Raw genomic sequence first — 26,205 nt, forward strand, 5'->3', positions numbered from 1 at the left:
CCCGTACGAAGGACACCACCGTGACCAGTCTCAGCGTCGAGACCCTGGCAGCGGACGCCGCCGAACCGATCACCTCGGCAGGCAACGCCCAGCTCGGGATCGCCGTGCTCGCCGGCATCGCCGTCATCGTCCTGCTCATCACCAAGTTCAAGATGCACGCGTTCCTCGCGCTGACCATCGGGTCGCTGGCGCTCGGCGCGTTCGCCGGTGCCCCGCTCGCGGACGCCATCAAGTCCTTCAGCACCGGACTCGGCAACACCGTGGCCGGAGTGGGCGTGCTCATCGCGCTCGGCGCGATCCTCGGCAAGCTGCTCGCCGACTCCGGCGGCGCCGACCAGATCGTGGACACGATCCTGGCGAAGACCGGCAAGCGCGCCATGCCCTGGGCGATGGTCCTGATCGCCTCCGTGATCGGGCTGCCGCTCTTCTTCGAGGTCGGCATCGTGCTGCTGATCCCGGTGGTGCTCATGGTCGCCAAGCGCGGCAACTACTCGCTGATGCGGATCGGCATCCCGGCCCTGGCCGGCCTGTCCGTGATGCACGGCCTCATCCCGCCGCACCCCGGTCCGCTCGTCGCGATCGACGCGGTCGGCGCCAACCTGGGAGTGACCCTCGCGCTCGGCCTGGTCGTCGCCATACCGACCGTGATCCTCGCCGGTCCGGTCTTCTCCAAGTACGCCGCCCGCTGGGTGGACATCCAGGCCCCGGACAAGATGATCCAGGCCCGCCCCTCCGAGGACCTGGAGAAGCGCCCCGGCTTCGGCGTCACCGTCGCGACCATCCTGCTGCCCGTCGTCCTGATGCTGGTCAAGGCGCTCGTCGACATCGTGGTCGACGACCCCGAGAACGGCGTGCAGAAGGTCACCGACGTCATCGGATCGCCGCTGATCGCCCTGCTCGCGGCCGTCATCGTCGCCATGTTCACGATGGGCCGCGCGGCCGGCTTCACCAAGGAGCAGCTGTCCTCCACCGTCGAGAGGTCGCTCGCCCCGATCGCGGGCGTCCTGCTGATCGTCGGCGCGGGCGGCGGTTTCAAGCAGACCCTGATCGACCTCGGCGTCGGCCAGATGATCCTCGACTTCTCGAAGAGCTGGTCGATCCCGGCCCTGCTGCTCGCCTGGCTGATCGCGGTCGCGATCCGGCTCGCGACCGGCTCGGCCACCGTGGCGACGATCTCGGCGGCCGGCCTGGTGGCCCCGCTCGCCGAGGGCATGTCGACCGGTGAGGTGTCGCTGCTCGTCCTCGCGATCGGTGCCGGTTCGCTCTTCTTCAGCCACGTCAACGACGCCGGGTTCTGGCTGGTGAAGGAGTACTTCGGCATGAGCGTCGGCCAGACGGTCAAGACCTGGTCGGTGATGGAGACGATCATCTCGGTCGTCGGCATCGTGTTCGTCCTGCTGCTGTCGCTGGTGCTGTAGCCCGCCGGAAAGCGGCGGTGAGGGCCGGTCGTGGCTGACAGACTGTCGGCCATGACCGGCCCTCACGCGCTCAAGCCCCTGCTCCTCGCCTTCCCCGGTCCGCTCCGGGACCGGCTCGTCGGCGCCGTCCTCTCCGGGGAGAAGACCGCCACGACCGGGCTCCTCGTGGAGTACGAGGTCGAGAACGAGGAGCTGCCGGAGGCCGGCGAACGCTCGGCCCTGATCGACTCCGCCGGCCGCGAGGTCGCGGTCGTGGAGGTGACGGAGGTCCGGGTCCTGCCCCTCGGCGAGGCCGACCTGCGCCTCGCCCTCGACGAGGGCGAGGGGTACCGGTCGGTCGCGGAGTGGCGGGAGGCCCACGAGCGCTTCTGGCACGGCGAGGAGATGCGGGAGGGCCTGGGGGACCCGGACTTCACGGTGGACGACGGGACGATGCTGGTCGTGGAGCGGTTCCGGGTGGTGGAGGTCCTTTCCCCGGGCGTCGTCTGATCGCCTCCCCCTTCCGGCCGGGCGCCGGCTGATCGCCTCCTCCCTCCTTCCTCCGGCAGGGTGCCGGCCGGCCGTCCCGCCTTCCGGCAGGGCGTCAGCCGACCGCCTTCGCCGCCGCGCGGCCCGCCGCCCGGCCCGAGAAGACGCAGCCTCCGAGGAAGGTGCCTTCGAGGGAGCGGTAGCCGTGGACCCCGCCGCCGCCGAAGCCGGCCGCCTCGCCCGCCGCGTACACGCCGTCCAGGGGTTCCCCGCCCTCCGTCAGGACGCGGGAGTCGAGGTCGGTCTCCAGGCCGCCGAGGGACTTGCGGGTGAGGATGTTGAGGCGCACGGCGATCAGGGGGCCCGCCTTCGGGTCGAGGAGGCGGTGCGGCGCCGCCGTACGGATCAGCCGGTCGCCCAGGTACCTGCGGGCGCCCCGGATCGCCGTGACCTGGAGGTCCTTGGTGAAGGGGTTGACGATCTCGCGGTCGCGGGCGGTGATCTCGCGGCGCAGGGCGGCCTCGTCGATGAGCGGCTCGTCGGTGAGCGCGTTCATGCCGCGGACGAGGGCGGAGAGGTCGTCCTCGACGACGAAGTCGACGCCGTTGTCCATGAAGGCCCGGACGGGCGCCGGCACGTCGGCGCGGGCGCGGCCGAGGACGTCGCGGACGGACTTGCCGGTGAGGTCGGGGTTCTGTTCGGAGCCGGAGAGCGCGAACTCCTTGCCGATGATGCGCCGGTCGAGGACGAACCAGGTGTGGTCGTGGCCGGTCCGCATGATGTGTTCGAGGGTTCCGAGGGTGTCGAAGCCGGGGAAGAGCGGTACGGGCAGCCGCTTGCCGGTGGCGTCCAGCCAGAGGGAGGAGGGCCCGGGCAGGATGCGGATGCCGTGGCGGGCCCAGACGGGGTTCCAGTTCTCGATGCCCTCGGTGTAGTGCCACATCCGGTCGCGGTTGATGTGGTGGGCGCCCGCCTTCTCGGCGATGCCGAGCATCAGTCCGTCGACGTGGGTGGGGACGCCGGAGAGCAGCTTGGCGGGCGGGGTGCCGAGCCGGGCGGGCCACTGCGCGCGGACGAGGTCGTGGTTGCCGCCGATGCCGCCGGAGGTGACGATCACGGCCTGGGCGCGGAGTTCGAAGGCTCCCGCGACCTCGCGGCCCGAGGCGGTGCCCCGGGCGGCGGCGGAGGGGGCCAGGACCTCGCCGGAGACGGTGTCGACGGCTCCGGCGGTACGGCCGAGTCCGGTGACGCGGTGCCGGAAGCGGAGGTCGACGAGTCCGCGGGCGGCGCCCTCGCGGACCTTGCGCTCGAAGGGGGCGACGAGGCCGGGTCCGGTGCCCCAGGTGATGTGGAAGCGGGGTACGGAGTTGCCGTGGCCGTTCGCGTCGTAGCCGCCGCGCTCGGCCCAGCCGACGACGGGGAAGAAGCGCACTCCGCGCGCGTGGAGCCAGGCGCGCTTCTCGCCGGCGGCGAAGTCGACGTACGCCTCGGCCCACTTCCTCGGCCAGTGGTCCTCGGCGCGGTCGAAGCCCGCCGTGCCGAACCAGTCCTGCAGGGCCAGGGCGTGGCTGTCCTTGACGCGCATCCTGCGCTGTTCGGGCGAGTCGACGAGGAACAGGCCGCCGAAGGACCAGTGGGCCTGACCGCCGAGGGACTGCTCGGGTTCCTGGTCGAGGAGGATCACGGAACGGCCGGCGTCGACCAGCTCGGCGGTGGCGACGAGGCCGGCGAGGCCCGCCCCGATCACGATCACATCAGCGTCGTAGGACATGGACCGCATCTTGGATACACGGATGTATCGAGTCAACCGTCCGGCCTTTCCGTTTTCTAATGCCGGGCATTAATATGAGTGCATGGCAAGGACATCAGGGCCCGAGACCCGGGAGAAACTGATCCGGGCGGCGGAGGAGCTCTTCGCCGCACAGGGCGTCGACGGCGCGCAGCTCCGGGACGTCGTGGCACGGGCCGGACAGGCCAACCCCTCCGCCGTGCAGTACCACTTCGGCTCGCGCGCGGGGTTGCTCGACGCGGTCATGGCCGGCCGCCAGAGCCGTACGGAACAGGTGCTCGCCCCCCTCCTCGACGAGACCGGCCTCCTCGACGACCCGAGCGACGCCGGACCCCGAGGCGACCCCGGCGACGACCTGGCGCAGCTGGTCGCCGCGCTCGTCACCGCCGAGGCCGGCGAGCTGCGCACCGACCGGGGCCGCCGCTGTCTGCGGATCTCCGCGCAGCTCAGCCACGAGAGCGGCGTGCGCACCCGCACCCCCCACCCCACGCTCGCCGGCACCGCCTACTGGCGCCTGATCGAGCGGATGGCGGACCGGCTGGCCGCCGGCGGACTGCCGGAGCCGCTGCTCCTGGAGCGCCTCGACCTGGCGCTGACCGTGGTGGGCGCGGCGATGGCGGACCGGGCCCGGCAGTACCTCGACGGCGCCGAGCCCCTCACCGACGAGCCGCTCTTCCTCGCCGACCTCGTCGAGACCACCACCGCGCTCCTCCGGGCCGCACAGCCCCGGAACGTCTGAAGACCCGAAGACCCCGAAGGGACCCCTCATGAACGACCTCACCGGCAGGACCGTGCTCATCACCGGCGGCGCCCGCGGCCTGGGCGCCGAGGCCGCCCGGCAGGCCGTGGCCGCCGGCGCGAACGTCGTGATCACCGACGTGCTCGACGAGGACGGCAAGGCCACCGCCGGGGCGCTCGGCGAGCGGGCCCGGTTCCTCCACCACGACGTGACCTCCGAGGAGGAGTGGGCGGCGGCCGTCGCCTTCGCGGTGGCGGAGTTCGGCGGACTGCACGGTCTGGTGAACAACGCCGGCATCTCCACCGGCGCGTTCCTGGAGACCGAGTCCGTCGAACACTTCCGCAGGGTCCTCGACATCAACCTGACCGGCGTCTTCATCGGCATGAAGGCCGCGATCCCGGCGATGAAGGCGGCCGGCGGCGGCTCGATCGTCAACATCTCCTCGGCCGCGGGTCTGATGGGCCTGGCCCTGACCGCCGGGTACGGCGCCTCCAAGTGGGGCGTGCGTGGTCTGACGAAGATCGGCGCGGTGGAGCTCGGCACGGCCGGGATCCGCGTCAACTCCGTCCACCCCGGCATGACCTACACCCCGATGACGGCCTCCGTCGGCATCGAGCGCGGCGAGGGCAAGTACCCGAACACGCCCATGGGCCGGGTCGGCGAGGCCGACGAGATCGCGGGCGCGGTCGTCTTCCTCCTCTCGGACGCCGCCTCGTACGTGACGGGCGCGGAGCTCGCCGTGGACGGCGGCTGGACGACCGGCCCGACGGTCAAGTACGTCATGGGGCGGTGACGCTCCCGCTGCCGGATCCGCCGGCGGTGATTTCATGGGCGCATGAGCGCCGCTGAAGAGGTTCTTGACGTCGTCGACGAGAACGACCGGGTGATCGGGCAGGCCCCGCGCGGTGAGGTGTACGCGCGGGGCCTGATCCACCGCTGCGTCTTCATCCGGGTCCGGGACGCCGAGGGCAGGGTCTTCGTCCACCGCAGGACGCCGACGAAGCTGGTCTTCCCGTCGATGTACGACATGTTCGTGGGCGGGGTCGTCGGCGCGGGCGAGTCCTACGACGAGGCGGCGCTGCGGGAGGCCGAGGAGGAGCTCGGCGTGTCCGGGCTGCCCCGCCCCGAGCCGGTGGCACGGTTCCTGTACGACTCCGGCGGCGTGGCCGGGAAGTGGTGGTCGGCCGTCTACGAGGTCCGCTGCGAACTGCCGGTCGCCCCGCAGGTGGAGGAGGTCGCCTGGCACGGCTTCCTCACCGACGAGGAGCTGGCCGCACGGCTGCCCGGGACGGCGGACGCCTGGGAGTGGGTGCCGGACGGCCTCGCCGCGTACGAGCTGCTGCGGACGGAGGGGAAGACGCCCTGACCGGTGCAGGCGGTGCGGAGCGGGCACCCGGCGGGGCGATCATCCGGCCGTTAGGGTGCACGGGTGAGCGATTTCGTGCAGAGCCTGCGGCTGTGGTTCGCGCCGCGGCGGATCCGGGACGAGGGCGAGACGCCCGACTACCGCTTCTCCCTCGCCAACGAGCGGACCTTCCTGGCCTGGATCCGGACCGCGCTCGCCCTGATCGGCGGCGGTTTCGCCGTCGACCAGTTCCTGCCGGACCTGCGCTGGGGCGTGCGCGTCGGACTCGCGCTCGCGCTGCTCGCCGGCGGTGTGCTGTGCGCCCTGCGGGCGGTGAACCACTGGGTGCGCTGCGAACGGGCCATGCGCCGGGGCGAGGACCTTCCGGTCTCCCGGTTCCCGGCGCTGCTCAGCCTCGCGGTGGCCGCCGTGGCCCTCGCGATGGTGGTGCTCGTCCTCTTCGGCCGGGCCGGACGGTGAGCACGGCCGACGAGGCCCGGGATCCCGGGCTCCAGCCGGAGCGGACCCGGCTCGCGTGGCGGCGCACGACCCTGTCGTGCACGGTCGTCGCGGTGCTCGCCGTGAAGCTGGTGGTCAGCGACGAGGTCACGGCGCGGGAGCTGACCGGGCTCGCGCTCTCGTCCCTGGTGTGGGTCGCCTTCCTCGCCGTGGCCCACCGCAGGATCCGCTCCCTGGGCGCGGCCCGGCCCCTCCCGCTCTCCCGCCGGGGCGCGCTGCTCGCGGCCGGATGCACGGTCGCGCTGGCCGTGTTCGGGGCGGCGGTGATCTGGTGAGACCGCGCCGGGCGGACCCTCCGGACGCCCCCTAGGGGACGGTCACCACGACCTTGCCGTTCAGACCGCCCGCCGCGTTGGCGCGCTGGGCCTCGGCCGCCTGTTCCAGCGGGAACGTCCGTGCCACCCGTACGCTGAGGACGCCCGCGTCGGCCAGGTCGGCGAGGACCGCGAGGTCGGCCGCGTCGGGACGGACCCAGAAGTAGCGGCCGCCGAGGGCGAGGACCTCGCCGTCGGCGATCGAGGCCAGACGGCCCCCGGGGGCGAGGAGCCCGGCGGAGAGCTTCAGGAACGGTCCGCCGATGGTGTCGAGGACGGCGTCCACGCCCTGCGGGGCGAGGGCGCGGACCTGGTCGGCGAAGGTCTCCTCGTCGTAGCGGACGGGCTCGGCGCCGAGCTCCGCGATCCGCTCCAGGCCCGCGTCCCGGGCCGCGCCGATCACCCGGCAGCCGAAGTGGCGGGCGATCTGCACGGCCATCGAGCCGACCCCGCCGGCCGCCGCGTGCACGAGGACGGTGTCGCCGGGGCGCACCGCGAGGGCCTGGGGCCGATGGAGCACCTGGTACGCGGTGAGGCCGACGAGCGGGAGGGCCGCGGCCTCCTCGAACCCGAAGGAGCGGGGCTTGCGGGCGAGGGTGCGGACGGGCGCGGCGACGTACTCGGCGAAGGTGCCGTGCGCAAGGACGTCCTCGCGCACGTACCCCATGACCTCGTCCCCGACGGCGTACTCGGGGACGGAGACGCCGAGCCGGACCACGACGCCGGAGACGTCCCAGCCGGGGACGACCGGGAAGACGGCGTCGAGCATGCCGTCGAGATATCCGGCCTGCGCCTTCCAGTCGACGGGGTTGACGGCGGCCGCCCGCACCTCGACCAGGACCTCGTCGGGTCCGACCTTGGGGTCGGGCAGCTCGCCGTACTCCAGCACCTCGGGACCGCCGTACCGGCTGTAACTGATCGCCTTCATACCCTCGACCCTCGGGGCGACCCGGCCGGTCCGCAAGCCGGGCGTCAGCCGCCGAGCGCCGCCGGCGGCGGGAGCATGGCGCGCGGGTCGCGGCCCGAGGTCCAGAGACCGATGAGGAAGGCGGTGGTCGCCTCCAGGAGGTCCGCGTGGGCCAGCGGGCCTGCGACGAACGGGGCACAGCCCAGATCGGTGGCGAGGGCGGAGACGAGTGCGAGGGCCTCCTCGTCGTCCCCGCACAGGGGGACGGCGACCGGTCCGTCCGCGAAGACGGGCGGAGTACGGCTCCACACCGCCGGCGTCATGTGGTTGAAGGCCTTCACCACCCGGGCACCCGTCGCGGCGGCGAGGGTGCGGGCGGCGCCGGGGCCCTCGCCGGTGGTGAGGACCGGGCCCGGGCCGACCGCGTTGGTGCAGTCGATCAGGATCCGGCCGCCGAACGACCCGACGGGTCCCGCCGCCCCGAGGGCCGGCAGGACCGCGTCGTACGGCAGCGCCAGGAGGGTCGCCCCGCCGAAACGGGCGGCCTCGGCGAGGGTGCCCGGCCTGGCCCCGGTGATCGCGGCGAGCGCGGCGGTCCGCTCCGCGTCCCGGCCGCCGACGAGCACCTCGTGGCCCGCCCTGACCCATCCTCCGCCGAGCGCCCGTGCCATCGCTCCCGTACCCAGCACTCCCACCCTCATGGGGCGTCCTCCCTCACGTACCGTTGTGCGAGCCGACACGAACGACCTTAGGCGGGAGGCGACTTACCGAATGGTTCCCGGCATCGAACCCGACCGGCTCCTCGCGGACTGCCGGGCGCGGCTCGGTTTCGACCTGCTCGCGAACACCTGGAACGGGGTCGTGCTGTACGCGCTCGCGGACGGGGCGCGCCGGCCCGGTGAACTGCGGGCGGCGATCGGCGGGATCAGTGCGAAGGTCCTGACGGAGACGCTGCGGCGCCTGGAGGGGTACGCGCTGGTGGAGCGGCGGGCGTACGAGGAGACGCCGCCCCGGGTCGAGTACGCCCTGACCGCGCTGGGCCGTTCGCTGCTCGGACCGATCGAGGCGCTGGGCCGTTGGTCGGTGGAGTACGGGGACGCTTTCGCGGCGGCGCAGGGATGGGACGGGGAGTAGTCCGCTCCGGCTTCCCCCGGGCCGGGGGCGGCTGGCAGTCTTCCCCTGTCCAGTCGGGCTCTCATCCGGGGGAATCCCTTTGTCTGCCACCGATCCCTATGTGGTCACGCTCGCTCCGCACGTGCACGCCTTCGTCCAGCCCGACGGCGGCTGGTGCCTGAACAACGCCGGGTTCATCGGCGACGCGGACGAGTCCCTGCTCGTCGACACCGCCGCCACCGAACGGCGCGCGAAGCTGCTGCGCGAGGCGGTGCTCGCCGAAGGGCTGCCGCTGCCCCGCACCATCGTCTCCACCCACCACCACGGCGACCACACCTACGGCAACGGGGTCTTCCGCCCCGAGGCGCGGATCGTGGGGCACGAGAACTGCCGCGCCGAGCAGCTCGCGGCCGGGCACCAGCTCCATCTGCTGTGGCCGCAGACCGACTTCGGCCGGGTCGACATCCTGCCCCCCTCCGTGACGTACAGCGACCGGCTGACGCTGTACGTCGGCGGGATCGAGGTGCGGCTGCTCCACCCCGGCCCCGCACACACCACCGGCGACTCGATCGTCCACCTCCCGGAGCAGGACGTGGTCTTCACCGGCGACCTGATCTTCCACGGCGGGACGCCGTTCCTGCCGATGGGTTCGCTCGCCGGTTCGCTGCGCGCGCTCGACCTGCTGCGCTCCCTCGACGCGTCGACGGTGGTGCCGGGGCACGGGCGGGTGACCGACCCCACGGCGTACGACGCCACGGAGCGGTACCTGCTCTGGGTGCGGGAGCTCGCCGTCGAGGGGTACGCGAAGGGGGCGACGCCGCTGGAGACGGCGCGGGGGGCGTCCCTCGGGGAGTTCGCCGCCTGGCGGGAGAGCGAGCGGCTCGTCGCCAACCTCCACCGGGCGTACGCGGAGCTGGAGGGGCTGCCGGAGGGGTCGCCGCTCGATCCGGTGGCGGTCTTCGGGGACATGGCGGCGATGAACGGAGGGGTGCCGGTGGCCTGCCACGCGTGACCCCCACTCCGGTGCCCGCCCCCGCTCCGCCGGGCGGTCCCCCGGCCCACGCGGGCGGGGGCACCGCCCGGCGGCGCGTCCGCGCGAGGCGCTACCAGCGGGTCGGGGTCCAGTTCGGGTGGATCCTGCGCATCGCCGCCGCGTCGTCCCGGTTCCTGAGCGTGCCGTCGTCGGCGAGCCAGCGGCGGTGCAGGGTCGCGAGCGCCTCTCGGTCCAGGTCGACGCCGAGGCCCGGTGCGTCGGAGACCGTGAGCCGGCCCGCCCGGAAGACGGGGCGGGGGGTGACGACGTCCTCCGTCTGCCACGGGTAGTGGGTGTCGCAGGCGTGGCGGAGGCCGGGCAGCGTGGCGGCGACCTGGGTCATGGCGGCGAGGCTGATGCCCAGGTGGGTGTTGGAGTGCATGGAGAGCCCGACGCCGTACGTCCGGCAGAGCGCGGCCAGTTCGCGGGTGCGGTGGAGTCCGCCCCAGTAGTGGTGGTCGCAGAGGACGATCCGTACCGCGCCGGCGGCGAAGGCCTCCGGGATCTCCTCGAAGGTCGTCACGCACATGTTGGTGGCGAGCGGGACGTCCGTGCGGGCGGCGATCTCGGCCATGGCGGCGGTGCCGCTCGCCGGGTCCTCCAGGTACTCGAGGACGTCCTTCAGTGCGCGGGCGACGGCGAGCGAGGTCCTCACGGTCCAGGCGCCGTTGGGGTCGAGGCGGAGCGGGCGGCCGGGGAAGGCGTCGGCGAGCGCCCGGATCGCGGCGATCTCCCGGGCGGGCTCGAACACCCCGCCCTTGAGCTTGAAGGAGCGGAAGCCGTACGCGCGGTCGAAGCGGCGGGCCTGGGCGACGATGCCGGCGGGGTCGAGGGCCTCGCCCCAGTCGTCCGTGCCGGCCCACTTGTGGAAGAGGTACGCGCTGTACTCGACCTCGTCGCGGACCTTGCCGCCGAGGAGGGCGTGGACGGGCAGGCCGAGGGTCCTGCCGAGGGCGTCGAGGCAGGCGGTCTCGAAGGCGGAGACGACGGAGAGGCGGAGCTTGTCGGCGGTGCGGACCCCGCGCAGGCCGCTCGCGTCGACCCCGGGGTCCGTCCCGTGGCGCGGGACGTCCCCCGCCTCCTCCGCCAACGCGAAGAGGCCGTTCACATCCGTGACCGGTCGGCCCGGCAGTGCCTCGGCCAGCGGCCGGGCGACGTCCAGGTGGACGCCGTCGCCGTAGGTCTCCCCGAGTCCGCTCACCCCTCCCCTGGTGACCACTTCGACCACGAGCCGGGGCGTATGGGGCTGGTGGACGCCCTGGGTGTTGAGGAGGGGCGGGTCGGAGACGAGGATCGGGGTGAGCCGGACCTCGTCGACGATCAGCTTCGCATCCACATGTGAACCCTATGCACGGACGCGACTGGCCACCAGGGCGCGGACGCCGTTCCCCGCGGCCCCCTCTGGACGACATACCGACTGGTCGGTCATCATGAGCCCGACGAAGCCGACACGGAGGTACGCATCCATGAGTTCCGCCCCGCCACCAGGACTCGACCCCGAGCGGCTGCGCCGCTTCCTCGACCGCGAGCGGCCCGGGCTGCTCTCCGGCCCCCTGGAGGCCCGGCTGATCGAGGGCGGCCGGTCGAACCTGACGTACGCCGTGAGCGACGGCACCGGCCGCTGGGTGGTCCGCCGCCCCCCGCTCGGCCACGTCCTCGCCACCGCCCACGACATGCGGCGCGAGCACCGCGTCATCAGCGCCCTGGGGGCGACGGACGTGCCCGTCCCCGGGACGGTCCTCCTCTGCGAGGACGAATCGGTGCTCGGCGCGCCGTTCTACGTCATGGACTTCGTCGACGGGACGCCGTACCGCTCGGCCCGCGAGCTCGCCGCGCTCGGCCCCGAGCGCACCCGCGCCACCGTCCTGGGCCTGGTCGACACCCTCGTCGACCTGCACGCCGTCGACCCCGAGACCGCGGGGCTCGGCGACTTCGGCCGCCCGGACGGCTTCCTCGACCGGCAGCTGCGCCGCTGGGGCAAGCAGCTCGACGCCTCGCGCGGCCGCGAACTGCCCGGGATCGACGAGCTGCACGCCGCCCTCGGGCGCGCGCTGCCCGCCTCGCCCCCGCCGACCGTGATCCACGGCGACTACCGGCTCGACAACGTCCTCGTCGACGGGGACGACCGGATCCGCGCCGTCCTCGACTGGGAGATGTCCACCCTCGGCGACCCCCTCACCGACCTCGGCCTCCTCGTCATGTACAGCACCCCGCTCGACCTGCCGGGCTCCCCCATCTCCACGACCGCCACCGCCGCCGGGCATCCGAGCGCGGCCGAGCTGGTCGAGCGCTACGCGGCCCGCTCGGGCCGCGACACCTCCGGGCTCGCCTGGTACACGGCCTTCGCCTGGTTCAAGCTCGCCGTGATCCTGGAGGGCATCCACTACCGGTGGACCCTCGGACAGACGGTCGGCGCCGGCTTCGACCGCATCGGCGAACTCGTCCCCGTCTTCATCGAGCACGGCCTCACCACCCTTCAGGAAGGCTGATCCGTCATGGACTTCGCGTACGACGCCCGCACCGAGGAACTGCGGGCGAAGCTCCTCGCCTTCATGGACGAGCACGTCCACCCCGCCGAGGCCGTCGCCGAGGAGCAGCGCGCCCGGCTCGCCTCCCCCTGGGACACCCCGCCGGTCGTGGAGGAGCTCAAGGCGGAGGCCCGGCGGCAGGGACTCTGGAACCTCTTCCTCCCCGACGGGGAGTACGGCGCCGGCCTCACCAACCTCCAGTACGCGCCGCTCGCCGAGATCACCGGCCGCAGCCCGCACCTCGCCCCGACCGCCCTCAACTGCGCCGCCCCGGACACCGGGAACATGGAGGTGCTCGCCCAGTTCGGCGACGAGGCGCAGAAGAAGCAGTGGCTGGAGCCGCTCCTCGCCGGCGAGATCCGCTCGGCCTTCGCGATGACCGAGCCCGAGGTCGCCTCCTCCGACGCGACCAACATCGAGACCCGGATCCGGCGGGACGGCGACTCGTACGTCGTCGACGGACGCAAGTGGTACATCTCCGGGGCGATGAACCCGGACTGCAGGATCTTCATCGTCATGGGCAAGACCGACCCCGACGGCCCGGACGTCCGCCGCCGGCAGTCGATGATCCTCGTGCCGCGCGACGCCCCGGGCGTCGAGGTCCGGCGCGCGATGCGGGTGTACGGGTACGAGGACCACTCCCACGGCGGCCACGCCGAGGTGGTCTTCGACGGGGTCCGGGTCCCGGCCTCGAACATCATCGGCGAGGAGGGCGGCGGCTTCGCCATCGCGCAGGCCCGGCTCGGCCCCGGCCGCATCCACCACTGCATGCGGCTCATCGGCATGGCGGAGCGGGCGGTCGAGCTGATGTGCCGGCGCGCCGTCTCCCGTACCGCCTTCGGCAAGACACTCGCCCAGCAGGGCGTGGTGCAGAACTGGATCGCCGACGCCCGGGTCACCATCGAGCAGCTGCGGCTGCTCGTCCTCAAGACGGCCTGGCTCATGGACACCGTCGGCAACCAGGGCGCGCACACCGAGATCCAGGCCATCAAGATCGCGACCCCGCGCGCGGTCGTCGACATCATCGACAAGGCCGTGCAGGCGCACGGGGCGGGCGGCGTCTCGCAGGACTTCCCGCTGGCCGAACTGTGGACGGCGGCCCGGACGCTGAAGCTGGCGGACGGCCCGGACGAGGTGCACCAGCGGTCGCTGGCGCGCCGGGAGCTGAAGAAGTACCTGTGAGGGGCGGCTTACGGACGGAGGGCCCGCAGCAGGAGGCCGGCGAGGTGGTCGGCGACCTGCTGCGGGGTGAGGGGGCCGTCCGGGCGGTACCACGTGGAGAGGTGGTGCACGGAGCCGAAGTGGTAGTCGACGACGAGGTCGGCGGGCGTGGCGGAGGAGAAGACGCCCGTCCGCTGGCCCTCCTCGATCAGGGCCCGGAAGCGCTCGTGGTAGCGGCGCCGCTCGGCCCGCACCTGCTTGTGCTTCTCGGGGCTCAGGTGGTGCATGGAGCGGAAGAAGATGGACGCGTCGTCGAGGTTCTCGATGGTGGTGACGACGACGTCCGCGGCGGCGTCGCGCAGCCGGTCCTCGACGGGCGCGTCGGCGTCCGCGTAGGCGTCGAGCCGCTCCTGCTGGAGGCGCAGGACCCGGGAGTAGACCTCCTGGAGGAGGTCCTCCTTGGAGCCGAAGTAGTGGTAGAGCGCGCCCTTGGTGACCCCGGCGGCCTCGACGATCTCCTGGACCGAGGTGCGGTCGTAGCCCCGCTCGGCGAAGAGCCGGGTGGCGGCGGCGAGGAGCCTCTGGGGAACGGGGACGCCGCTCCCTTCCGTCGTCCTGGCCATGCTCCGCCGCCTTCCTCGATGATCGTTTCCGGTCACGGGAACGCTTTCCCGCCGCTAGATCTTCCCATCCGCCGGGACTACGGACGACGGGTGCCCGTCTCCCAGGTCCGCTGGACGTGGTTCATCGTGCCGAGCCACCGCTCGGGGTCGGTGGCGCGGTTGCGGTAGTAGCCGGCGACCTCGGGGTGGGGCAGGACGAGGAAGCGGTCGGCGGCGACGGCGTCGAGGAGGGCGTCGGCGACGTCCTCGGGCTCGATGGCGGTGGGGGCGAGGACGAGCTCGCCGGCGGATCCGGCGGCGGTGAGCATGTCCGTACGGACGCCCTGCGGGCAGATCGCGTGGACCTTCAGACCGCGGTGGCGGTAGGTGAGGGAGAGCCATTCGGCGAAGGCGTACGCGCCGTGCTTGGAGACGCTGTACGGCGCCGCGCCGATCATGGTGAGCAGTCCGGCGGCGGAGACGGTGGAGACGAAGCGGCCGCGGCCGCGCTCCAGCCACTCCGGGAGGAGGGCGCGGGCCGCGCGGACGTGGGCCATGACGTTGACGTCCCAGGCGGCGGCCCAGACGGCCTCGTCCGCGAAGGCGTCACCGGGCGAGGAGAGTCCGGCGTTGGCGCACCAGACGTCGACGGTGCCGCCGAGGGCCTCGCGGGCCTCGTCGACGACGGCGGAGGCGTCGCCCGGGACAGGGACGGCGCCGATCTCCTCGGCGACGGCCTTGGTGCGCCCGGGGTCGAGGTCGTTGACGACGACGCGGGCGCCCTCGGCCGCGAAGCGGCGGGCGAGGGCGGCGCCGATGCCGCCGCCCGCGCCGGTGACGACGACGCCGGCGCCCTGGAGTTCGTTCGTGTCCGCGGTCATGGACCCACCTCTCGGCTGTGACGGCGCGCGGGGAAGACCGGGACAGACTAACCGGTCGGTATGAAGCGGCGGAAGACCCGTTCCGCACGCCTCGTTCCCCGGGGCCGCCAGGAGCGCTAGCGTGCGTGGTCATGTCACCGGCGAGGAGGCCCGCATGAACCTGTCGCGTCGGAGTCTGCTGGCCGCCGGAGGCGCCCTCGGGGCGGCGGCGGCCGGCTCCACGGCCGTGAACGCCTCCGCCGCGTCCGCCCCCACCGCGCCCGGCCCCACCGCCTCCGGCCCCACCGCCTCCGGTCACGGCCGCGTGCGGACCGGCTTCGAGCGGCTCGCGGCCGACGGGTACGCGCTCCTCGCGGGCGAACGGATCGGCGTCGTCACCAACCCGACCGGCGTCACCCCGGACGCCCGCCACATCGTGGACGTGATGCACGCCGACGAGCGGGTGGACCTGGTCGCCGTCTTCGGCCCCGAGCACGGCTTCCGGGGCACCGCCCAGGCGGGCGGCTCCGAAGGGCGGTACGACGATCCGGCGACCGGGCTGCCCGTCTACGACACCTACCTGAAGAGCGGGCAGCCGCTGGCGGACGTCTTCACCGCCTCCGGGGTGGACACCGTCGTCTTCGACATCCAGGACGTCGGCGCCCGCTTCTACACGTACATCTGGACGCTGTACGACTGCATGGCGGCCGCCGCCCTCGCCGGGAAGCGGTTCGTGGTCCTGGACCGGCCGAACCCGGTGACCGGACGGGCGGCCCTCGGCCCCGTCCTGGACCGGGCCTTCGCCACCTTCGTCGGAAGGGAGCCGATCGCGCAGGCGCACGGCATGACGGTGGCGGAACTGGCGAAGCTCTTCGACGGCGAGTTCCTGGCCGCGCCCCTCGCCCTGGAGACCGTACGGATGACGGGGTGGCGGCGGACGGAGTTCTTCGACGCGACCGGACTGCCGTGGGTGCCGCCCAGCCCGAACATGCCGACGCCGGAGACCGCGCTCGTCTACTCCGGCACGTGCCTCTTCGAGGGCACGAACCTCTCCGAGGGACGGGGCACCACCCGGCCCTTCGAACTCCTCGGCGCCGAGGGCGTCGACCGGCGGTGGGCGGAGGCGGCGAACGCCCTCGCCCTCCCCGGAGTCCGTTTCCGCGAGGCGTACTTCGCCCCGACCTTCTCCAAGTTCCAGGGGAGGACCGCGGGCGGGGTGCAACTGCACGTCCACGACCGCGAGTCCTTCGATCCGGTACGGACGGGCATCGGGCTCCTGGTCACGGCCCGCGCCTCCTGGTCCGGCTTCGCCTGGCGGGCGGACCACTGGATCGACAGGCTGACGGGATCGGCCCGGGTGCGGACCCTGATCGACGCCGGCGCGGACCTGGACGAGGTCACCGGCGCCTGGGAAGCGGACCTGGAGGCCTTCCGGACGGTGCGCGAGGAGTACCTGCTGTACCGCTGAGGGAGGGGTGGCCCCCCGTGCGGTACGGGTGCGGGCGGGATGTCCGCCGGGCGCCCCGCCGACCACACTCGTGCCCCATGAACCTCTCCTTACGACGCCGTCCGCACCGCCTGCCGCTCGTCGGACTCCTCCTCGCCGCCTGCCTGGGCACCCTCGCCCCCGTCGCCGGCGCCGCTCCCGCCGCCCCCGGCCCCGCGCGGGAGCTCGCCCGCTCCGCCCGGCCCCTGACCGACCTGCGCCCCCTCGACCGGATGGTCGGCTCGGCCAAGGTCGTCGGCCTCGGCGAGGCCACCCACAGCTCCGCGGAGTTCTTCACCACCAAACACCGCGTCTTCGAACACCTGGTGGAGGCCCGGGGGTTCACCACCTTCGCCCTGGAGGCCAACTGGTCCACCGGCCTCCTCGTCGACGAGTGGGTCCGCACCGGCCGGGGCGACATCCGGGCGATCATGCGGGACGAGTTCCAGGAGTCGTACCGGCTCTGGAACACCGAGGAGTACCTCGACCTCCTCCTCTGGATGCGCGAGCACAACCGGCGCCACCCCGGGCACCAGGTCCGCTTCATGGGCAACGACCTCGGCTACGCCGGCCAGAACCTCTTCGACGCCGTCACCTCGTACGTCGCCCGCGTCCACCCCGGACTCCTCCCCCGCTTCCGGGAGCTGTACCGGGACTCCCGGCCCACCGGCCCGGTGGAGGCCTGGATGAAGGGGTACCTGGTCCGGCCGCTCGCCGAGCGGCAGCTGATGGCCGGCGATGCGAACCGCGCCCTCGCCCTCCTGGAGCGGCAGGACCCCGGCAAGGGCCCCGGGGCGCGGGAGGCGCGCCTCTGGGCGGTGCAGCACGCGCGCGCGATCGCCCAGGTCGGCACCGAGTACGCGCACGACCTGACGACTCCGGAAGGGGTCGCCGCCGCGATGCTCCACCGCGACCGGGTCATGGCCGAGAACACCGTGTGGTGGCAGCGGCGGACCGGCGACCGGATGGTGCTCTCCGCGCACAACGCCCACGTCGGCTACGAGACGCCGACGCCGGACCAGTACCCCCGGACCCAGGGCGCCTTCCTGCGGGACGCCCTCGGCCGGGACTACGTGAGCGTGGGCACCTCCTTCGGACAGGGCTCCTTCAACGCGCACGACACCGAGGCCCCCGGCGAGCCGATCCGCGCCTTCACCGTCGCCCCGCTCGGTCCCGACAGCAGCGCCCACACCCTGGACCGGGTCGCGTCCGCCCCGTTCTACCTGGACATGCGGCGTACGACTCCGGCAGCGCGCGACTGGCTGGCCGCGCCCCGGCCGGTCCGGCAGGTCGGGACGGCGTACCCCTGGCCGGGCGCGACGGTGGCGATGCCGCTCTCCGCCACCTACGACCTGCTGATCCACTTCCCCAGGATCTCGGCGGCCCGGCTGCGCTGACGCGCCGTCGCACGTCTGAGCGGGGCCGTGCGCGGGCATGCTGGCCGAGGAGCCGCCGCCCGCGCACGGGGCGCACTCGGCGCTGCGGCCCCCTCGACGTGGAGGGACGGTCTGGCCGTGACCGGGATGAGTGTGGAGCCGTACCGGGAGATCACCTTCGACGAGGACGGCGACGGGCCACCGGGCCAGGCCTCGGAGCTGGCCGCGCTGGCGCGTCAGGGGGTCGGCGACCTGGTGGTCCTCGCCCACGGGTGGAACAGCTCGCCGTCCGGCGCCACCCGCCTGTGCTCCGACTTCTTCGCCCCCTTCCCCGGGCTGCTCGCGCCCGGGGTGGAGGTGGGGTACGCGGGAGTGATCTGGCCCTCGATGATGTTCTCGGACGAGCCGGTGCCCGACTACCGGGCGCTCGTGACGGTCCTCCCGGAGAAGGAGCCGGTCATCGGGCGGCTCACGGAACTCCTCGCCGCCGCGCCGCCCGAGGAGGCGGCGTTCGCCGAGTTCGGGGCGCTGCTGCGGGAACTGGCGGACGTGGACGCGGAGGCCCCCGCCCCGGAGCGGGTGCCGGAGTTCCTGGTCGCGGACCCGGTCGCGGTGTGCGCCCTGTTCACCGGGGCCCTGGAGGGCGTCGACGGCCCCGTCCCGCCGGAGGGCTTCTTCGGCGAAGGTCCGAGGCGCTACTGGAAGGGGGCCAGGGAGGCGCTGCGGCAGGCCACGTACTACGTGATGAAGAAGCGGGCCGGGCAGGTCGGCGAGCACGGGCTCGGCGCGCTGCTCGGCGAGGTCGCGCGGGCCGCCCCCGGACTCCGGGTCCACCTCGTGGGCCACAGCATGGGCGCCCGGCTCGTCGCGTACGCGCTGCGCGGGCTGCCCGCCGGGGCCCGGCCGGTCGCCTCCGTGACGCTCCTTCAGGGCGCCTTCTCGCACTACGCCTTCGCCGGACGGCTGCCGCACGACCCGGGGCGGTCCGGCTCGCTGCGGGACCTCCAGCACCGGGTCCGGGGGCCGGTGGTCGCCTGCTACTCGCGGCACGACAGGGCCCTCGGGGTGATGTACCCGCTGGCGTCCCGGCTCGCGAACGACTCCGAGTCGCTGCTCGGCACGGACGACCCGCGCTGGGGCGCGATCGGGCACGACGGCGTGCAGGCGGTGCCGGGAACGGTGGAACGGACGCTCGCGGAAGTCCTGCGCGAAGGGGTCCCGGGCTCGGGGTGCGTGAGCGTGGACGCGGCCGAGGCGGTCCGCTCGCACAGCGACATCTGCCGTCCCGAGCTGGCCCGGGTGGTGGTCTCGGCCTCCCGGACGGGCCGGTGAACCGTCCCTTCCGCCCCGCCGACGGCTCCCGTGATGGCTCCCATCGGATTTTCGATGGAACACGGCGGGGCTCCCGTTCGTCCCTCTGATATCGCCGAAGGACCAGCGACGGAGGTGGCGAGGGATGGCCGGTTTCCGGAGTCTCGCGAGACAGGTGCGCGATCCGGGGTGCGACACGGCGCTGCGCAGGTACTCGCTGCGCAAGTGTCTGGAGAGGTTCGCGCCCTACGGGCACCGCGCGACCTGGGACCACCTGTGCCGCAGGCACAGGTTCGGTCCCGAGGACCGGGAGCTCGACCCGGGGCGGCTCGTGGCCGCGCTCGACGAACTGGAGGAGGCGCGGGCCGTGTGGCTCGCGTACGAGGAGCGGTTCGCCGCCCGGCGGCGGCGCGAGAAGCAGGAGGGACTGCGCGGGCTCGGCACGCTCGACGACTGGCACCGGCGGGTCTGGGGCGGGAACGGCGTGGTCCGCTGCGAGGACCCGGCGGTGCACCCCTCGGACCCGCTGCCGGAGGTGCTGCGACGGCTGATCGGCGCACTGGAGCAGGGGCCGGGCGAGGCGTGCCCGGTGTGCGCGGGGCCGCGGATCGCCTGGGAGGGGCCGGGGCTCGGGCCGGTGTGCGGCGACTGCGGGGTGGGCGTTCCGCGCGCGGCCCTGACGTCGGGGGCGCTGGCTCGGGCGCGTGCCGGCCGTCGGTGTCCGCTGGCCTCGGCGGCGTGAGGACCTCTCGGGCGGGACGCACCGCCTCGTACGGGCCGGGGCTTCGCCGCTCCCCCACCGGGTAGCCGTCCCGCCGCGGTCAGCCGTTCCACGGGGCGCCGTCCACCCGCCCCTTGCGGGCCGCGCCCGCCGGGCGGTGCCCCCCCCGTTGTGGGCTGCGCCCCCGCCGTTGTGGGCGGTCGTTCCGCTGGGGCGAAGGGGGTCCCCCTGCTCGAGCGAAGCCGAGAGCTCGGGGGAGGGTGGGCACAACGGAACGGCGCCCGAGGCTCCCGCGCCCGGACCCGCACCGGAACGTGCGCCGCACGACGTGGTGCGGGTTCAGGCCCGGAACGCGGAGGCGCCGCTGGGCGCGCCGTCCCGTGTGCCCACCCGTCCCGCCCAGCGGGACGATTGCCCACACGGGAGGGTGCGGAAGGGGCATCGCCCCGCAGGGTGCGGGCTCCGCGCGGCGGGGTGTCTGGGAGGGGCGGCGGGTCAGGGGCCGGGGTCCGGGGCGCGGTGCACCGGCAGGAGGCGGGAGCCCGCCATCCGTTCGCCGAAGCGGTCGTCGGGGTTGGACAGGACGCAGGTCTCCAGGGAGAGGCACCCGCACCCGATGCAGTCCGTCAGGTGGTCACGGAGCCGGCCGAGCTGTTTGATGCGCTCGTCGAGTTCGGTGCGCCAGGCCGCGGAGAGCCGGGCCCAGTCCTCGTTCGTGGGCGTGCGCTCCTCGGGGAGCTGGGCCAGTGCCTCCCGGATGGTGGCCAGGGGGATCCCGACCCGTTGCGCGGCCCGGACGAAGGCCACCCTGCGGAGCGTGTCGCGGCCGTAGCGGCGCTGGTTCCCGCTGGTGCGGCGGCTTCTGATGAGCCCTTTCGCCTCGTAGAAGTGCAGGGCGGAGACGGCGGCCCCGCTGCGGGCGGAGAGCTGGCCGACGGTGAGTTCGTGGAGCTTCTCTGGAATATGCGGCACTCGGGGAACCCTACTGGTGCGTCGGCGGCGGCCGTTGACAGCGGCCCCCGCACCCCACATGCTGAGCAAGCGCTTAGATACCGACCAATGGGTATGCCGTACCAGAAGGGACGAGGACACATGGCCGAGCCGAGGATCTTCACCTCCGCCGAGGAGCTGCGCGCGGGAGTGGGCGAGCAGCTGGGGCACAGCGACTGGCTGGAGGTCGACCAGAAGCGGATCGACCTCTTCGCGGAGGCGACCGGGGACCACCAGTGGATCCACGTGGACCCGGAGCGCGCCGCGACCGGCCCCTTCGGCACGACCATCGCGCACGGCTACCTGACGCTGTCCCTCCTTCCGCTGTTCGTCCCGCAGGTGCTGCGGGTCGAGGGCATGAAGATGGGCCTCAACTACGGGACGGAGAAGGTGCGCTTCCCCGCCCCCGTCCCGGTCGGCTCGCGCCTGCGCGCCACCGCGGTCCTGACGAAGGTCGAGGAGGCGGGCGGCGGCGTGCAGGTGACGGCGGCGGTGACCGTGGAGCGCGAGGGCTCCGAGAAGCCGGTCTGCGTGGCCGAGTCGGTCTCCCGCTACTACTTCTGAACGCCGACCATCCTGAGGACGAGGTCGGCGTAGAGCACGCCGATCTCGTCGGCCGTCCGGCGGCCCTGCGTGTTGAACCAGCGCGAGACGTCGATGCAGAGGGAGAGCACGGCGACCGCGGTGCCGGACACGTCGAGCACGTCGAACTCGCCCGCCGCCGCGCCCTCTTCGAGGATCCGGCGGACGGTCGCGTCGGACTCGCGGCGCAGCTCGATGATCTCGGCGCGGTGTTCGGGGCCGAGCGCGTCGAGCTCGTACTGGACGACGCGCGCGGTCGTGTGGCGCTCGGCGTGCCAGCGGACGAAGGAGCGGACGGCGTCGGCGAGCCGCTCGGCGGCGGTGCCGTCGCCGTCGGCCGCGGCCCGGAGGATCTCCAGGGCCTTGTCGTGGCCGATGCGGCTGATCCGGTGGAGCAGCTCTTCCTTGGTCTTGTAGTGGATGTAGAGCGCGGCGGGGCTCATCCCGGCGCGGCCCGCGATGTCCCGGGTGGTGGTGGCGTGGTAACCGCGCTCGGCGAACGCCTCGACGGCGGCCACGAGCAGCCGCCGGGCCGCCTCGGGCGTGACCTCGTCCCAGGGCACGTCCTCGCCCCCGGGCGTCTCCTCCGCCGCGCTCATCCCACACTCCTTCTCGGTCCCCGTCAGGACGAACACCATACAACGAGGGTGAGCAAGCGCTTAGATCCTCGGGCGCTCAGAGCTTCTGGAAGGGGTCGTGCTCGGCGAGGAGCTTCTCCAGGCGGGCCTGGTCGACCCGGCTGACGATCTGGCCGGCCTCCTGGCGGTCGCGGACGACCTTGGCGAGGGTGAAGGCCGAGGTCGTGAGGTAGAGGACCGAGATCGCGAGGAAGGCCCGGACCCAGGCACTGGCGTCGAGCCGGTAGACGCCGATGGCCACGGCGGCGATCGCGATCCCGAAGGAGATCACGGCCTGCATGGAGTAGGCGGCGGTGTTCTGCTGCTTGACCGGTGTGTCGCTCATGCCGCACAGCATCGGACGGATGTGGTCGGCGCCACATCCGTCCGCGTACTCAGCGACGTACTCAGAAGGCCGAGACCCCCGTCAGCGCCCGGCCGATGATGAGCTTCTGGATCTGGCTGGTGCCCTCGTAGAGGGTCATGACGCGGGCGTCGCGCACCAGCTTCCCGACCGGGTACTCGTCGATGTAGCCGTAGCCGCCGAAGACCTGGAGGGCGTTGTTCGCGGCGCGGACGGCGGCCTCGGAGGCGTACAGCTTGGCCTTGGAGGCGGCGGTGGCGAAGTCCCGGCCCCGGTCGATCAGGTCGGCGACCCGCCAGGTGAGCAGCCGGGCGGCGTCCACGTCGACGGCGATGTCGCTGAGGAGTTCCTGGACCAGCTGGTACGAGGCGATGGGCTTGCCGAACTGCTCGCGCTCCCCGGCGTACCGCACGGCCGCGTCGAGGGCGGCCTGCGCGATGCCGACGCAGCCGGCGGCGACCGACATGCGCCCCTTGGCGAGGGCGGACATGGCGACGGCGAAGCCCTTGCCCTCGGGGCCCAGCATGGCGTCCGCCGGGACGCGGACGTCCTCCAGGACCAGCTCGGCGGTGGCCTGGCCGCGCAGGCCGAGCTTGCCGTGGACGGGGCGGCGGGTGAGGCCGGGGGTGTCGGCGGGGACGAGGAAGGCGGAGACGCCCTTGTGGCCGGGCGTGTCGTTCGTGCGGGCGAAGAGCAGCACGACGTCGGCCCAGGTGCCGTTGGTGATGAACATCTTGCCGCCGTTGACGACGTACGCGTCGCCGTCCCGCACGGCCCGGGTGGCCAGGTTCCCGGCGTCGGAGCCGGTGCCCGGCTCGGTGAGGCCGAAGCAGCCGAGCGCCTCGCCGGCGGCGAGCCGGGGCAGCCACTCCCGCTTCTGCTCCTCGGTGCCCCAGGAGGCGATCGTCTTGGCGACCAGACCGAGGGAGACGGAGACGATGCCGCGCACGGAGGAGTCGCCGCGCCCCAGCTCCTCGGTGACGAGGCAGTACGCGAGGTGGTCGCCGCCCGAACCGCCGTACTCCTCCGGGAGGGTGAGCCCGAGGAAGCCGACGGCGCCGAGCTTCTTCACGACGGCGCGGTCCACCTGCTCGGCGCGGTCCCACGCGGCGGCGTGCGGGGTGACCTCGCGCGCGACGAAGTCCTCGGCGAGCCGCCGTACGGCCTCCTGCTCCTCGCTCAGTTCCAGATTCATGCGGTGCCACCCCACTCGGCCATTTAATTACCACTGCTAGTTTTTCTGGTGCGGGCCTACTATGTGCGCCATGGCCCGACCGCGCAAGCCCCTGCTCAGCCGAGAACGCATCGTCGAGACGGCGGGCGCGCTCGTGGACGCGGAGGGCCTCGCGGCGCTCTCCACCCGGCGGCTCGCCGCCGAACTCGGCGTGAGCGGGCCCTCCCTCTACAACCACTTCCGCACGAAGGACGAGATCCTCGACGCGGTCGCGGACGCGGTGAGCGCGAAGGTCGACCTGTCGATGTTCGCGGCGGACGACGGCCGGGACTGGGGGACGGCGCTGCACGACTGGGCGGTCTCCTACCGCGCCGCCCTCGCCGACCACCCGCACATCGTCCCCGTCCTCGCCCAGGGCCCGGGCCGCCGCCCGGCGGGCCTGAAGGTCGCCGACGCCGTCTTCGGCGCCATGGTCCGGGCGGGCTGGCCCCCGGCCCAGGCCACCTCCATCGGCGCGCTGATGCGGTACTTCGTCACCGGCTCCGCCCTCGGCTCCTTCGCCCGCGGCTTCGTCGACGACGAGACGGCCTACGACCCGGCCGACTACCCCCACCTCGGCCAGGCCCACCTCCTCGCGGAGCGCCGCCAGAAGGTCGACGAGGGCGCTTTCGAGACGGGCCTGCGGGCACTGCTCGACGGCCTGCGGCTGCAGTACGAGGCGATCCCGGCCGGGGCACCGCACGGTTCGGCCACCGCCGAAGCGTGAGTGCGGCAGGCTTGCCCCATGGCAGCCAGTGACCTCGCCGCCCTCGCGGCGCTCTTCGCGGACGAGAGCCGCGCCGCGTTCCTGCTCGCCCTGCTCGACGGGCGGGCCTGGACCGCCGGGGAGCTCGCCCGGCACGCCGGGGTGGCGCCGTCCACCGCCAGCGAGCACCTCGGGAAGCTGGTGGCGGGCGGGGTGCTCTCGGAGGAACGGCAGGGCAGGCACCGGTACGTGCGCCTCGCCGATCCCGGGATCGCCCACCTCGTGGAGGACCTGGCCGCCCGGTCCGAGCCCGAGGTGCCCGCGCCTCCGCGCTCGCTGCGCGCCGCGAGCGCCGGGCGGGCGATGGCGCGCGGCCGGACCTGCTACGACCACCTGGCGGGACGGCTCGGCATCGCGATCACCGATGCGATGACGGAGCGCGGACTGCTGCGCCAGGACACCGGGTTCGCGCTCACGGACCGGGGCCTGGCCTGGTTCGACGAGCAGGGCGTCCCCCTCGCGCGGAAGGGGCGGCGGCCCGTCGCGCGCGGCTGCCTCGACTGGACCGAGCGCCGCCCGCACCTCGCGGGGCTCGCGGGCGCCGCGCTGTGCCGGCACGCGTTCGACGCCGGGTGGTGCGTGCGGATCGGGTCCGAGCGGGCGGTGAGGGTGACGCCGGCGGGCGAGACGGCCCTGTGGACCGTCCTCGGCATCCCGACGACGGCCCTGCGCTGAGCGGGACGGCTTCGCCGAGCGGGGCGGGTCGGGTCGGGGAAGGGCGGGGCGTACGGGGCCGAGGGGGCCTGGACCAGGTCGGATCCGGTCGAGCGGGCCGGGCCGGAGCGCCGGGCCGGGCCGGACGCGGCCGAGCGGGCCGGGCCGGCCACGGGCAGACCGGGCCGGGCCGGCGACCGGGCGGAGACGCCCAGCCGGGCCTGCCCGGACGAGTCCCGTCCCGGCCGGCCGGGAGGGGCCCGGGCCCCTCCCGTACCGCCCCGCTCGATATTGCGGTGAGCGCCGAACGGTCCGCCGCCTACCGTCGGGGCATGCAGAAGCAATCCTCCCGGCTCGCGCTCGCCGCCGCCGGTGTCACCGTGGTCCTGTGGGCCTCCGCCTTCGTCTCCATCCGCAGCGCCGGGGCGGCCTACTCCCCCGGCGCGCTCGCGCTCGGCCGACTGCTCGCCGGGGCGCTGGTCCTCGGTGCCGTGCTCCTGGTGCGACGGGAGGGGTTGCCGCCGCGGGCCGCCTGGCCGGGGATCGCCACCTCGGGGCTGCTCTGGTTCGGGGTCTACATGGTGGTCCTGAACTGGGGCGAGCAGGAGGTCGACGCGGGCACGGCGGCGATGGTGGTCAACATGGGACCGGTCCTCATCGCCCTGCTCGGCGCGCGGTTCCTCAAGGAGTCGCTGCCGCCCCGGCTGCTGGCGGGCATGGCGGTCTCCTTCGCGGGGGCGGTGACCGTCGGCCTGTCGATGTCCGGCGGCTCCGGCGGGCACGCCTCCGCGCTCGGGGTGGTCCTCTGCCTGCTCGCGGCGATGGCGTACGCGGGCGGGGTCGTGGCCCAGAAGCCGGCGCTCGCGCACGGCAGCGCGCTCCAGGTGACGGCCTTCGGGTGCCTGGTGGGGGCGGCGGCCTGTCTGCCCTTCGCCGGGCAGCTGGTCGAGGAGGCGGGCCGGGCCCCGCTGTCGGCGACCCTGAACATGGTCTACCTGGGGGTGTTCCCGACCGCGCTCGCGTTCACGACCTGGGCCTACGCCCTCGCCCGTACGACCGCGGGCCGGATGGGCGCGACGACGTACGCGGTGCCCGCGCTGGTCGTGGTCCTGGCGTGGGTGTTCCTGGGCGAGCTGCCGGGTCCGCTCACGCTCGCCGGGGGCGCGCTGTGCCTCGCGGGCGTGGCCGTATCCCGTTCCCGGGCGCGGACCGCCGTGGCCGCCGGAGCGGCCGAATCCACCTGACAGGCCATACCACCGATTCCGGCCAGTTCGCGGGCGGTCCGCGGGAGGCGGGCGCCCGCGACCTGGGAGGAAGGCGTGCGTCAAG

Annotated in this window: 29 protein-coding genes; 19 read left to right on the forward strand and 10 right to left on the reverse strand. The window is 73.7% G+C overall.

Annotated elements, in window-relative coordinates:
* Positions 1 to 20: 20 nt before the first annotated feature.
* Positions 21 to 1,418, forward strand: a complete 1,398-nt coding sequence (locus IE180_RS29820; RefSeq protein ID WP_190160065.1) for a GntT/GntP/DsdX family permease — start codon at positions 21 to 23, stop codon at positions 1,416 to 1,418.
* Between the two features lie 51 nt (positions 1,419 to 1,469).
* Positions 1,470 to 1,907 (forward strand): ASCH domain-containing protein, encoded by a 438-nt coding sequence (locus tag IE180_RS29825; protein WP_190160066.1) that lies wholly within the window; start codon positions 1,470 to 1,472, stop codon positions 1,905 to 1,907.
* Between the two features lie 94 nt (positions 1,908 to 2,001).
* On the opposite strand, the gene IE180_RS29830 is transcribed toward IE180_RS29825, so the two are convergent.
* Positions 2,002 to 3,657, reverse strand: coding sequence for an FAD-binding dehydrogenase (locus IE180_RS29830; RefSeq protein ID WP_190160067.1), 1,656 nt, complete (start codon positions 3,655 to 3,657; stop codon positions 2,002 to 2,004).
* A gap of 82 nt (positions 3,658 to 3,739) precedes the next feature.
* Between IE180_RS29830 and IE180_RS29835 the strand changes: the two genes are divergently transcribed.
* The 5 genes from IE180_RS29835 (at position 3,740) to IE180_RS29855 (ending at position 6,553) form a co-directional block, all read left to right on the forward strand.
* Positions 3,740 to 4,414 carry a TetR/AcrR family transcriptional regulator gene (locus IE180_RS29835; protein ID WP_190160068.1) on the forward strand — a complete coding sequence of 225 codons (675 nt, stop codon included), beginning with the start codon at positions 3,740 to 3,742 and terminating at the stop codon, positions 4,412 to 4,414.
* Positions 4,415 to 4,442: 28 nt separating this feature from the next.
* Positions 4,443 to 5,207, forward strand: a complete 765-nt coding sequence (locus IE180_RS29840) for a glucose 1-dehydrogenase (protein WP_190160069.1) — start codon at positions 4,443 to 4,445, stop codon at positions 5,205 to 5,207.
* Positions 5,208 to 5,249: 42 nt separating this feature from the next.
* The gene (locus IE180_RS29845) at positions 5,250 to 5,780 is read left to right on the forward strand and encodes an NUDIX domain-containing protein (RefSeq protein ID WP_190160070.1); all 531 of its coding nucleotides are present in this window, start codon (positions 5,250 to 5,252) and stop codon (positions 5,778 to 5,780) included.
* Positions 5,781 to 5,843: 63 nt separating this feature from the next.
* Positions 5,844 to 6,239: a YidH family protein gene (locus IE180_RS29850; RefSeq protein ID WP_190160071.1), complete on the forward strand. Its 396-nt coding sequence runs from the start codon at positions 5,844 to 5,846 to the stop codon at positions 6,237 to 6,239.
* Positions 6,236 to 6,553 carry a DUF202 domain-containing protein gene (locus tag IE180_RS29855; protein ID WP_190160072.1) on the forward strand — a complete coding sequence of 106 codons (318 nt, stop codon included), beginning with the start codon at positions 6,236 to 6,238 and terminating at the stop codon, positions 6,551 to 6,553. The genes IE180_RS29850 and IE180_RS29855 overlap by 4 nt, the downstream gene beginning before the upstream one ends.
* Positions 6,554 to 6,584: 31 nt before the next feature.
* Here IE180_RS29855 and IE180_RS29860 read toward each other — a convergent pair whose 3' ends face one another.
* Together IE180_RS29860 and IE180_RS29865 are read right to left on the reverse strand one after the other, a co-directional pair.
* Entirely contained in the window at positions 6,585 to 7,520 is a 936-nt protein-coding gene (locus IE180_RS29860) for an NADP-dependent oxidoreductase (RefSeq protein ID WP_190160073.1), read from the reverse strand.
* Between the two features lie 44 nt (positions 7,521 to 7,564).
* On the reverse strand, positions 7,565 to 8,200 hold the full coding sequence (locus IE180_RS29865; RefSeq protein WP_190160074.1) for an NADPH-dependent F420 reductase: 636 nt from the start codon (positions 8,198 to 8,200) through the stop codon (positions 7,565 to 7,567).
* A 70-nt stretch (positions 8,201 to 8,270) separates the two neighbouring features.
* Between IE180_RS29865 and IE180_RS29870 the strand changes: the two genes are divergently transcribed.
* Entirely contained in the window at positions 8,271 to 8,633 is a 363-nt protein-coding gene (locus IE180_RS29870; protein WP_229861031.1) for a winged helix-turn-helix transcriptional regulator, read from the forward strand.
* Positions 8,634 to 8,712: 79 nt separating this feature from the next.
* Positions 8,713 to 9,624 (forward strand): MBL fold metallo-hydrolase, encoded by a 912-nt coding sequence (locus tag IE180_RS29875; protein ID WP_190160076.1) that lies wholly within the window; start codon positions 8,713 to 8,715, stop codon positions 9,622 to 9,624.
* A gap of 91 nt (positions 9,625 to 9,715) precedes the next feature.
* Here the strand turns inward: IE180_RS29875 and IE180_RS29880 are convergent, their stop codons facing one another.
* Positions 9,716 to 10,981, reverse strand: coding sequence for an enolase C-terminal domain-like protein (locus IE180_RS29880; RefSeq protein ID WP_190160077.1), 1,266 nt, complete (start codon positions 10,979 to 10,981; stop codon positions 9,716 to 9,718).
* 130 nt (positions 10,982 to 11,111) lie between these two features.
* Between IE180_RS29880 and IE180_RS29885 the strand changes: the two genes are divergently transcribed.
* Positions 11,112 to 12,134, forward strand: coding sequence for a phosphotransferase family protein (locus IE180_RS29885; protein WP_190160078.1), 1,023 nt, complete (start codon positions 11,112 to 11,114; stop codon positions 12,132 to 12,134).
* 6 nt (positions 12,135 to 12,140) lie between these two features.
* Entirely contained in the window at positions 12,141 to 13,355 is a 1,215-nt protein-coding gene (locus tag IE180_RS29890) for an acyl-CoA dehydrogenase family protein (RefSeq protein ID WP_190160079.1), read from the forward strand.
* 8 nt (positions 13,356 to 13,363) lie between these two features.
* On the opposite strand, the gene IE180_RS29895 is transcribed toward IE180_RS29890, so the two are convergent.
* Complete coding sequence (locus IE180_RS29895; protein ID WP_190160080.1) at positions 13,364 to 13,957, reverse strand: TetR/AcrR family transcriptional regulator; 594 nt, start codon at positions 13,955 to 13,957, stop codon at positions 13,364 to 13,366.
* A gap of 77 nt (positions 13,958 to 14,034) precedes the next feature.
* Positions 14,035 to 14,817, reverse strand: a complete 783-nt coding sequence (locus tag IE180_RS29900) for an SDR family oxidoreductase (RefSeq protein ID WP_190160081.1) — start codon at positions 14,815 to 14,817, stop codon at positions 14,035 to 14,037.
* A gap of 154 nt (positions 14,818 to 14,971) precedes the next feature.
* Between IE180_RS29900 and IE180_RS29905 the strand changes: the two genes are divergently transcribed.
* From IE180_RS29905 to IE180_RS29920, 4 genes are all read left to right on the forward strand, one after another.
* Positions 14,972 to 16,264 carry an exo-beta-N-acetylmuramidase NamZ family protein gene (locus tag IE180_RS29905; protein WP_190160082.1) on the forward strand — a complete coding sequence of 431 codons (1,293 nt, stop codon included), beginning with the start codon at positions 14,972 to 14,974 and terminating at the stop codon, positions 16,262 to 16,264.
* Positions 16,265 to 16,341: 77 nt separating this feature from the next.
* Positions 16,342 to 17,679, forward strand: a complete 1,338-nt coding sequence (locus tag IE180_RS29910) for an erythromycin esterase family protein (protein ID WP_190160083.1) — start codon at positions 16,342 to 16,344, stop codon at positions 17,677 to 17,679.
* Positions 17,680 to 17,805: 126 nt separating this feature from the next.
* On the forward strand, positions 17,806 to 18,990 hold the full coding sequence (locus IE180_RS29915) for an alpha/beta hydrolase family protein (RefSeq protein ID WP_190160185.1): 1,185 nt from the start codon (positions 17,806 to 17,808) through the stop codon (positions 18,988 to 18,990).
* A gap of 124 nt (positions 18,991 to 19,114) precedes the next feature.
* On the forward strand, positions 19,115 to 19,711 hold the full coding sequence (locus IE180_RS29920; protein WP_190160084.1) for a hypothetical protein: 597 nt from the start codon (positions 19,115 to 19,117) through the stop codon (positions 19,709 to 19,711).
* Positions 19,712 to 20,185: 474 nt separating this feature from the next.
* Here IE180_RS29920 and soxR read toward each other — a convergent pair whose 3' ends face one another.
* Positions 20,186 to 20,662, reverse strand: a complete 477-nt coding sequence (gene soxR / locus IE180_RS29925) for a redox-sensitive transcriptional activator SoxR (RefSeq protein ID WP_190160085.1) — start codon at positions 20,660 to 20,662, stop codon at positions 20,186 to 20,188.
* A 120-nt stretch (positions 20,663 to 20,782) separates the two neighbouring features.
* Between soxR and IE180_RS29930 the strand changes: the two genes are divergently transcribed.
* Positions 20,783 to 21,244, forward strand: coding sequence for a MaoC family dehydratase (locus IE180_RS29930; RefSeq protein ID WP_190160086.1), 462 nt, complete (start codon positions 20,783 to 20,785; stop codon positions 21,242 to 21,244).
* Here IE180_RS29930 and IE180_RS29935 read toward each other — a convergent pair.
* From IE180_RS29935 to IE180_RS29945, 3 genes are all read right to left on the reverse strand, one after another.
* On the reverse strand, positions 21,235 to 21,861 hold the full coding sequence (locus IE180_RS29935; protein WP_190160087.1) for a TetR/AcrR family transcriptional regulator: 627 nt from the start codon (positions 21,859 to 21,861) through the stop codon (positions 21,235 to 21,237). The two genes, IE180_RS29930 and IE180_RS29935, sit on opposite strands and share 10 nt — an antisense overlap.
* 76 nt (positions 21,862 to 21,937) lie before the next feature.
* Positions 21,938 to 22,225, reverse strand: a complete 288-nt coding sequence (locus IE180_RS29940) for a YiaA/YiaB family inner membrane protein (protein WP_190160088.1) — start codon at positions 22,223 to 22,225, stop codon at positions 21,938 to 21,940.
* Positions 22,226 to 22,286: 61 nt separating this feature from the next.
* A complete protein-coding gene (locus IE180_RS29945) occupies positions 22,287 to 23,438 on the reverse strand; it encodes an acyl-CoA dehydrogenase family protein (RefSeq protein WP_190160089.1) in 1,152 nt (383 codons plus the stop codon).
* A 61-nt stretch (positions 23,439 to 23,499) separates the two neighbouring features.
* Here IE180_RS29945 and IE180_RS29950 point away from each other — a divergent pair, with 61 nt between their 5' ends.
* From IE180_RS29950 to IE180_RS29960, 3 genes are all read left to right on the forward strand, one after another.
* Positions 23,500 to 24,183 carry a TetR/AcrR family transcriptional regulator gene (locus tag IE180_RS29950; RefSeq protein ID WP_190160090.1) on the forward strand — a complete coding sequence of 228 codons (684 nt, stop codon included), beginning with the start codon at positions 23,500 to 23,502 and terminating at the stop codon, positions 24,181 to 24,183.
* An 18-nt stretch (positions 24,184 to 24,201) separates the two neighbouring features.
* Complete coding sequence (locus IE180_RS29955) at positions 24,202 to 24,897, forward strand: ArsR/SmtB family transcription factor (protein WP_190160091.1); 696 nt, start codon at positions 24,202 to 24,204, stop codon at positions 24,895 to 24,897.
* Positions 24,898 to 25,208: 311 nt separating this feature from the next.
* Positions 25,209 to 26,120 carry a DMT family transporter gene (locus tag IE180_RS29960; RefSeq protein ID WP_190160092.1) on the forward strand — a complete coding sequence of 304 codons (912 nt, stop codon included), beginning with the start codon at positions 25,209 to 25,211 and terminating at the stop codon, positions 26,118 to 26,120.
* Positions 26,121 to 26,205: the final 85 nt, after the last annotated feature.

The organism is Streptomyces litmocidini, from assembly GCF_014649755.1.
GTDB classification, from domain to species: domain Bacteria; phylum Actinomycetota; class Actinomycetes; order Streptomycetales; family Streptomycetaceae; genus Streptomyces; species Streptomyces litmocidini.

Coding starts and splice junctions, on each gene's coding strand:
- IE180_RS29905 (WP_190160082.1), top strand. CDS start 14,972: ATGAACCTGTCGCGTCGGAGTCTGCTGGCCGCCGGAGGCGCCCTCGGG.
- IE180_RS29840 (WP_190160069.1), top strand. CDS start 4,443: ATGAACGACCTCACCGGCAGGACCGTGCTCATCACCGGCGGCGCCCGC.
- IE180_RS29940 (WP_190160088.1), bottom strand. CDS start 22,225: ATGAGCGACACACCGGTCAAGCAGCAGAACACCGCCGCCTACTCCATG.
- IE180_RS29860 (WP_190160073.1), bottom strand. CDS start 7,520: ATGAAGGCGATCAGTTACAGCCGGTACGGCGGTCCCGAGGTGCTGGAG.
- IE180_RS29825 (WP_190160066.1), top strand. CDS start 1,470: ATGACCGGCCCTCACGCGCTCAAGCCCCTGCTCCTCGCCTTCCCCGGT.
- IE180_RS29865 (WP_190160074.1), bottom strand. CDS start 8,200: ATGAGGGTGGGAGTGCTGGGTACGGGAGCGATGGCACGGGCGCTCGGC.
- IE180_RS29960 (WP_190160092.1), top strand. CDS start 25,209: ATGCAGAAGCAATCCTCCCGGCTCGCGCTCGCCGCCGCCGGTGTCACC.
- IE180_RS29885 (WP_190160078.1), top strand. CDS start 11,112: ATGAGTTCCGCCCCGCCACCAGGACTCGACCCCGAGCGGCTGCGCCGC.
- IE180_RS29955 (WP_190160091.1), top strand. CDS start 24,202: ATGGCAGCCAGTGACCTCGCCGCCCTCGCGGCGCTCTTCGCGGACGAG.
- IE180_RS29910 (WP_190160083.1), top strand. CDS start 16,342: ATGAACCTCTCCTTACGACGCCGTCCGCACCGCCTGCCGCTCGTCGGA.
- IE180_RS29920 (WP_190160084.1), top strand. CDS start 19,115: ATGGCCGGTTTCCGGAGTCTCGCGAGACAGGTGCGCGATCCGGGGTGC.
- IE180_RS29900 (WP_190160081.1), bottom strand. CDS start 14,817: ATGACCGCGGACACGAACGAACTCCAGGGCGCCGGCGTCGTCGTCACC.
- IE180_RS29845 (WP_190160070.1), top strand. CDS start 5,250: ATGAGCGCCGCTGAAGAGGTTCTTGACGTCGTCGACGAGAACGACCGG.
- IE180_RS29895 (WP_190160080.1), bottom strand. CDS start 13,957: ATGGCCAGGACGACGGAAGGGAGCGGCGTCCCCGTTCCCCAGAGGCTC.
- IE180_RS29830 (WP_190160067.1), bottom strand. CDS start 3,657: ATGTCCTACGACGCTGATGTGATCGTGATCGGGGCGGGCCTCGCCGGC.
- IE180_RS29950 (WP_190160090.1), top strand. CDS start 23,500: ATGTGCGCCATGGCCCGACCGCGCAAGCCCCTGCTCAGCCGAGAACGC.
- IE180_RS29870 (WP_229861031.1), top strand. CDS start 8,271: ATGGTTCCCGGCATCGAACCCGACCGGCTCCTCGCGGACTGCCGGGCG.
- IE180_RS29890 (WP_190160079.1), top strand. CDS start 12,141: ATGGACTTCGCGTACGACGCCCGCACCGAGGAACTGCGGGCGAAGCTC.
- IE180_RS29945 (WP_190160089.1), bottom strand. CDS start 23,438: ATGAATCTGGAACTGAGCGAGGAGCAGGAGGCCGTACGGCGGCTCGCC.
- IE180_RS29915 (WP_190160185.1), top strand. CDS start 17,806: ATGAGTGTGGAGCCGTACCGGGAGATCACCTTCGACGAGGACGGCGAC.
- IE180_RS29835 (WP_190160068.1), top strand. CDS start 3,740: ATGGCAAGGACATCAGGGCCCGAGACCCGGGAGAAACTGATCCGGGCG.
- IE180_RS29935 (WP_190160087.1), bottom strand. CDS start 21,861: ATGAGCGCGGCGGAGGAGACGCCCGGGGGCGAGGACGTGCCCTGGGAC.
- IE180_RS29930 (WP_190160086.1), top strand. CDS start 20,783: ATGGCCGAGCCGAGGATCTTCACCTCCGCCGAGGAGCTGCGCGCGGGA.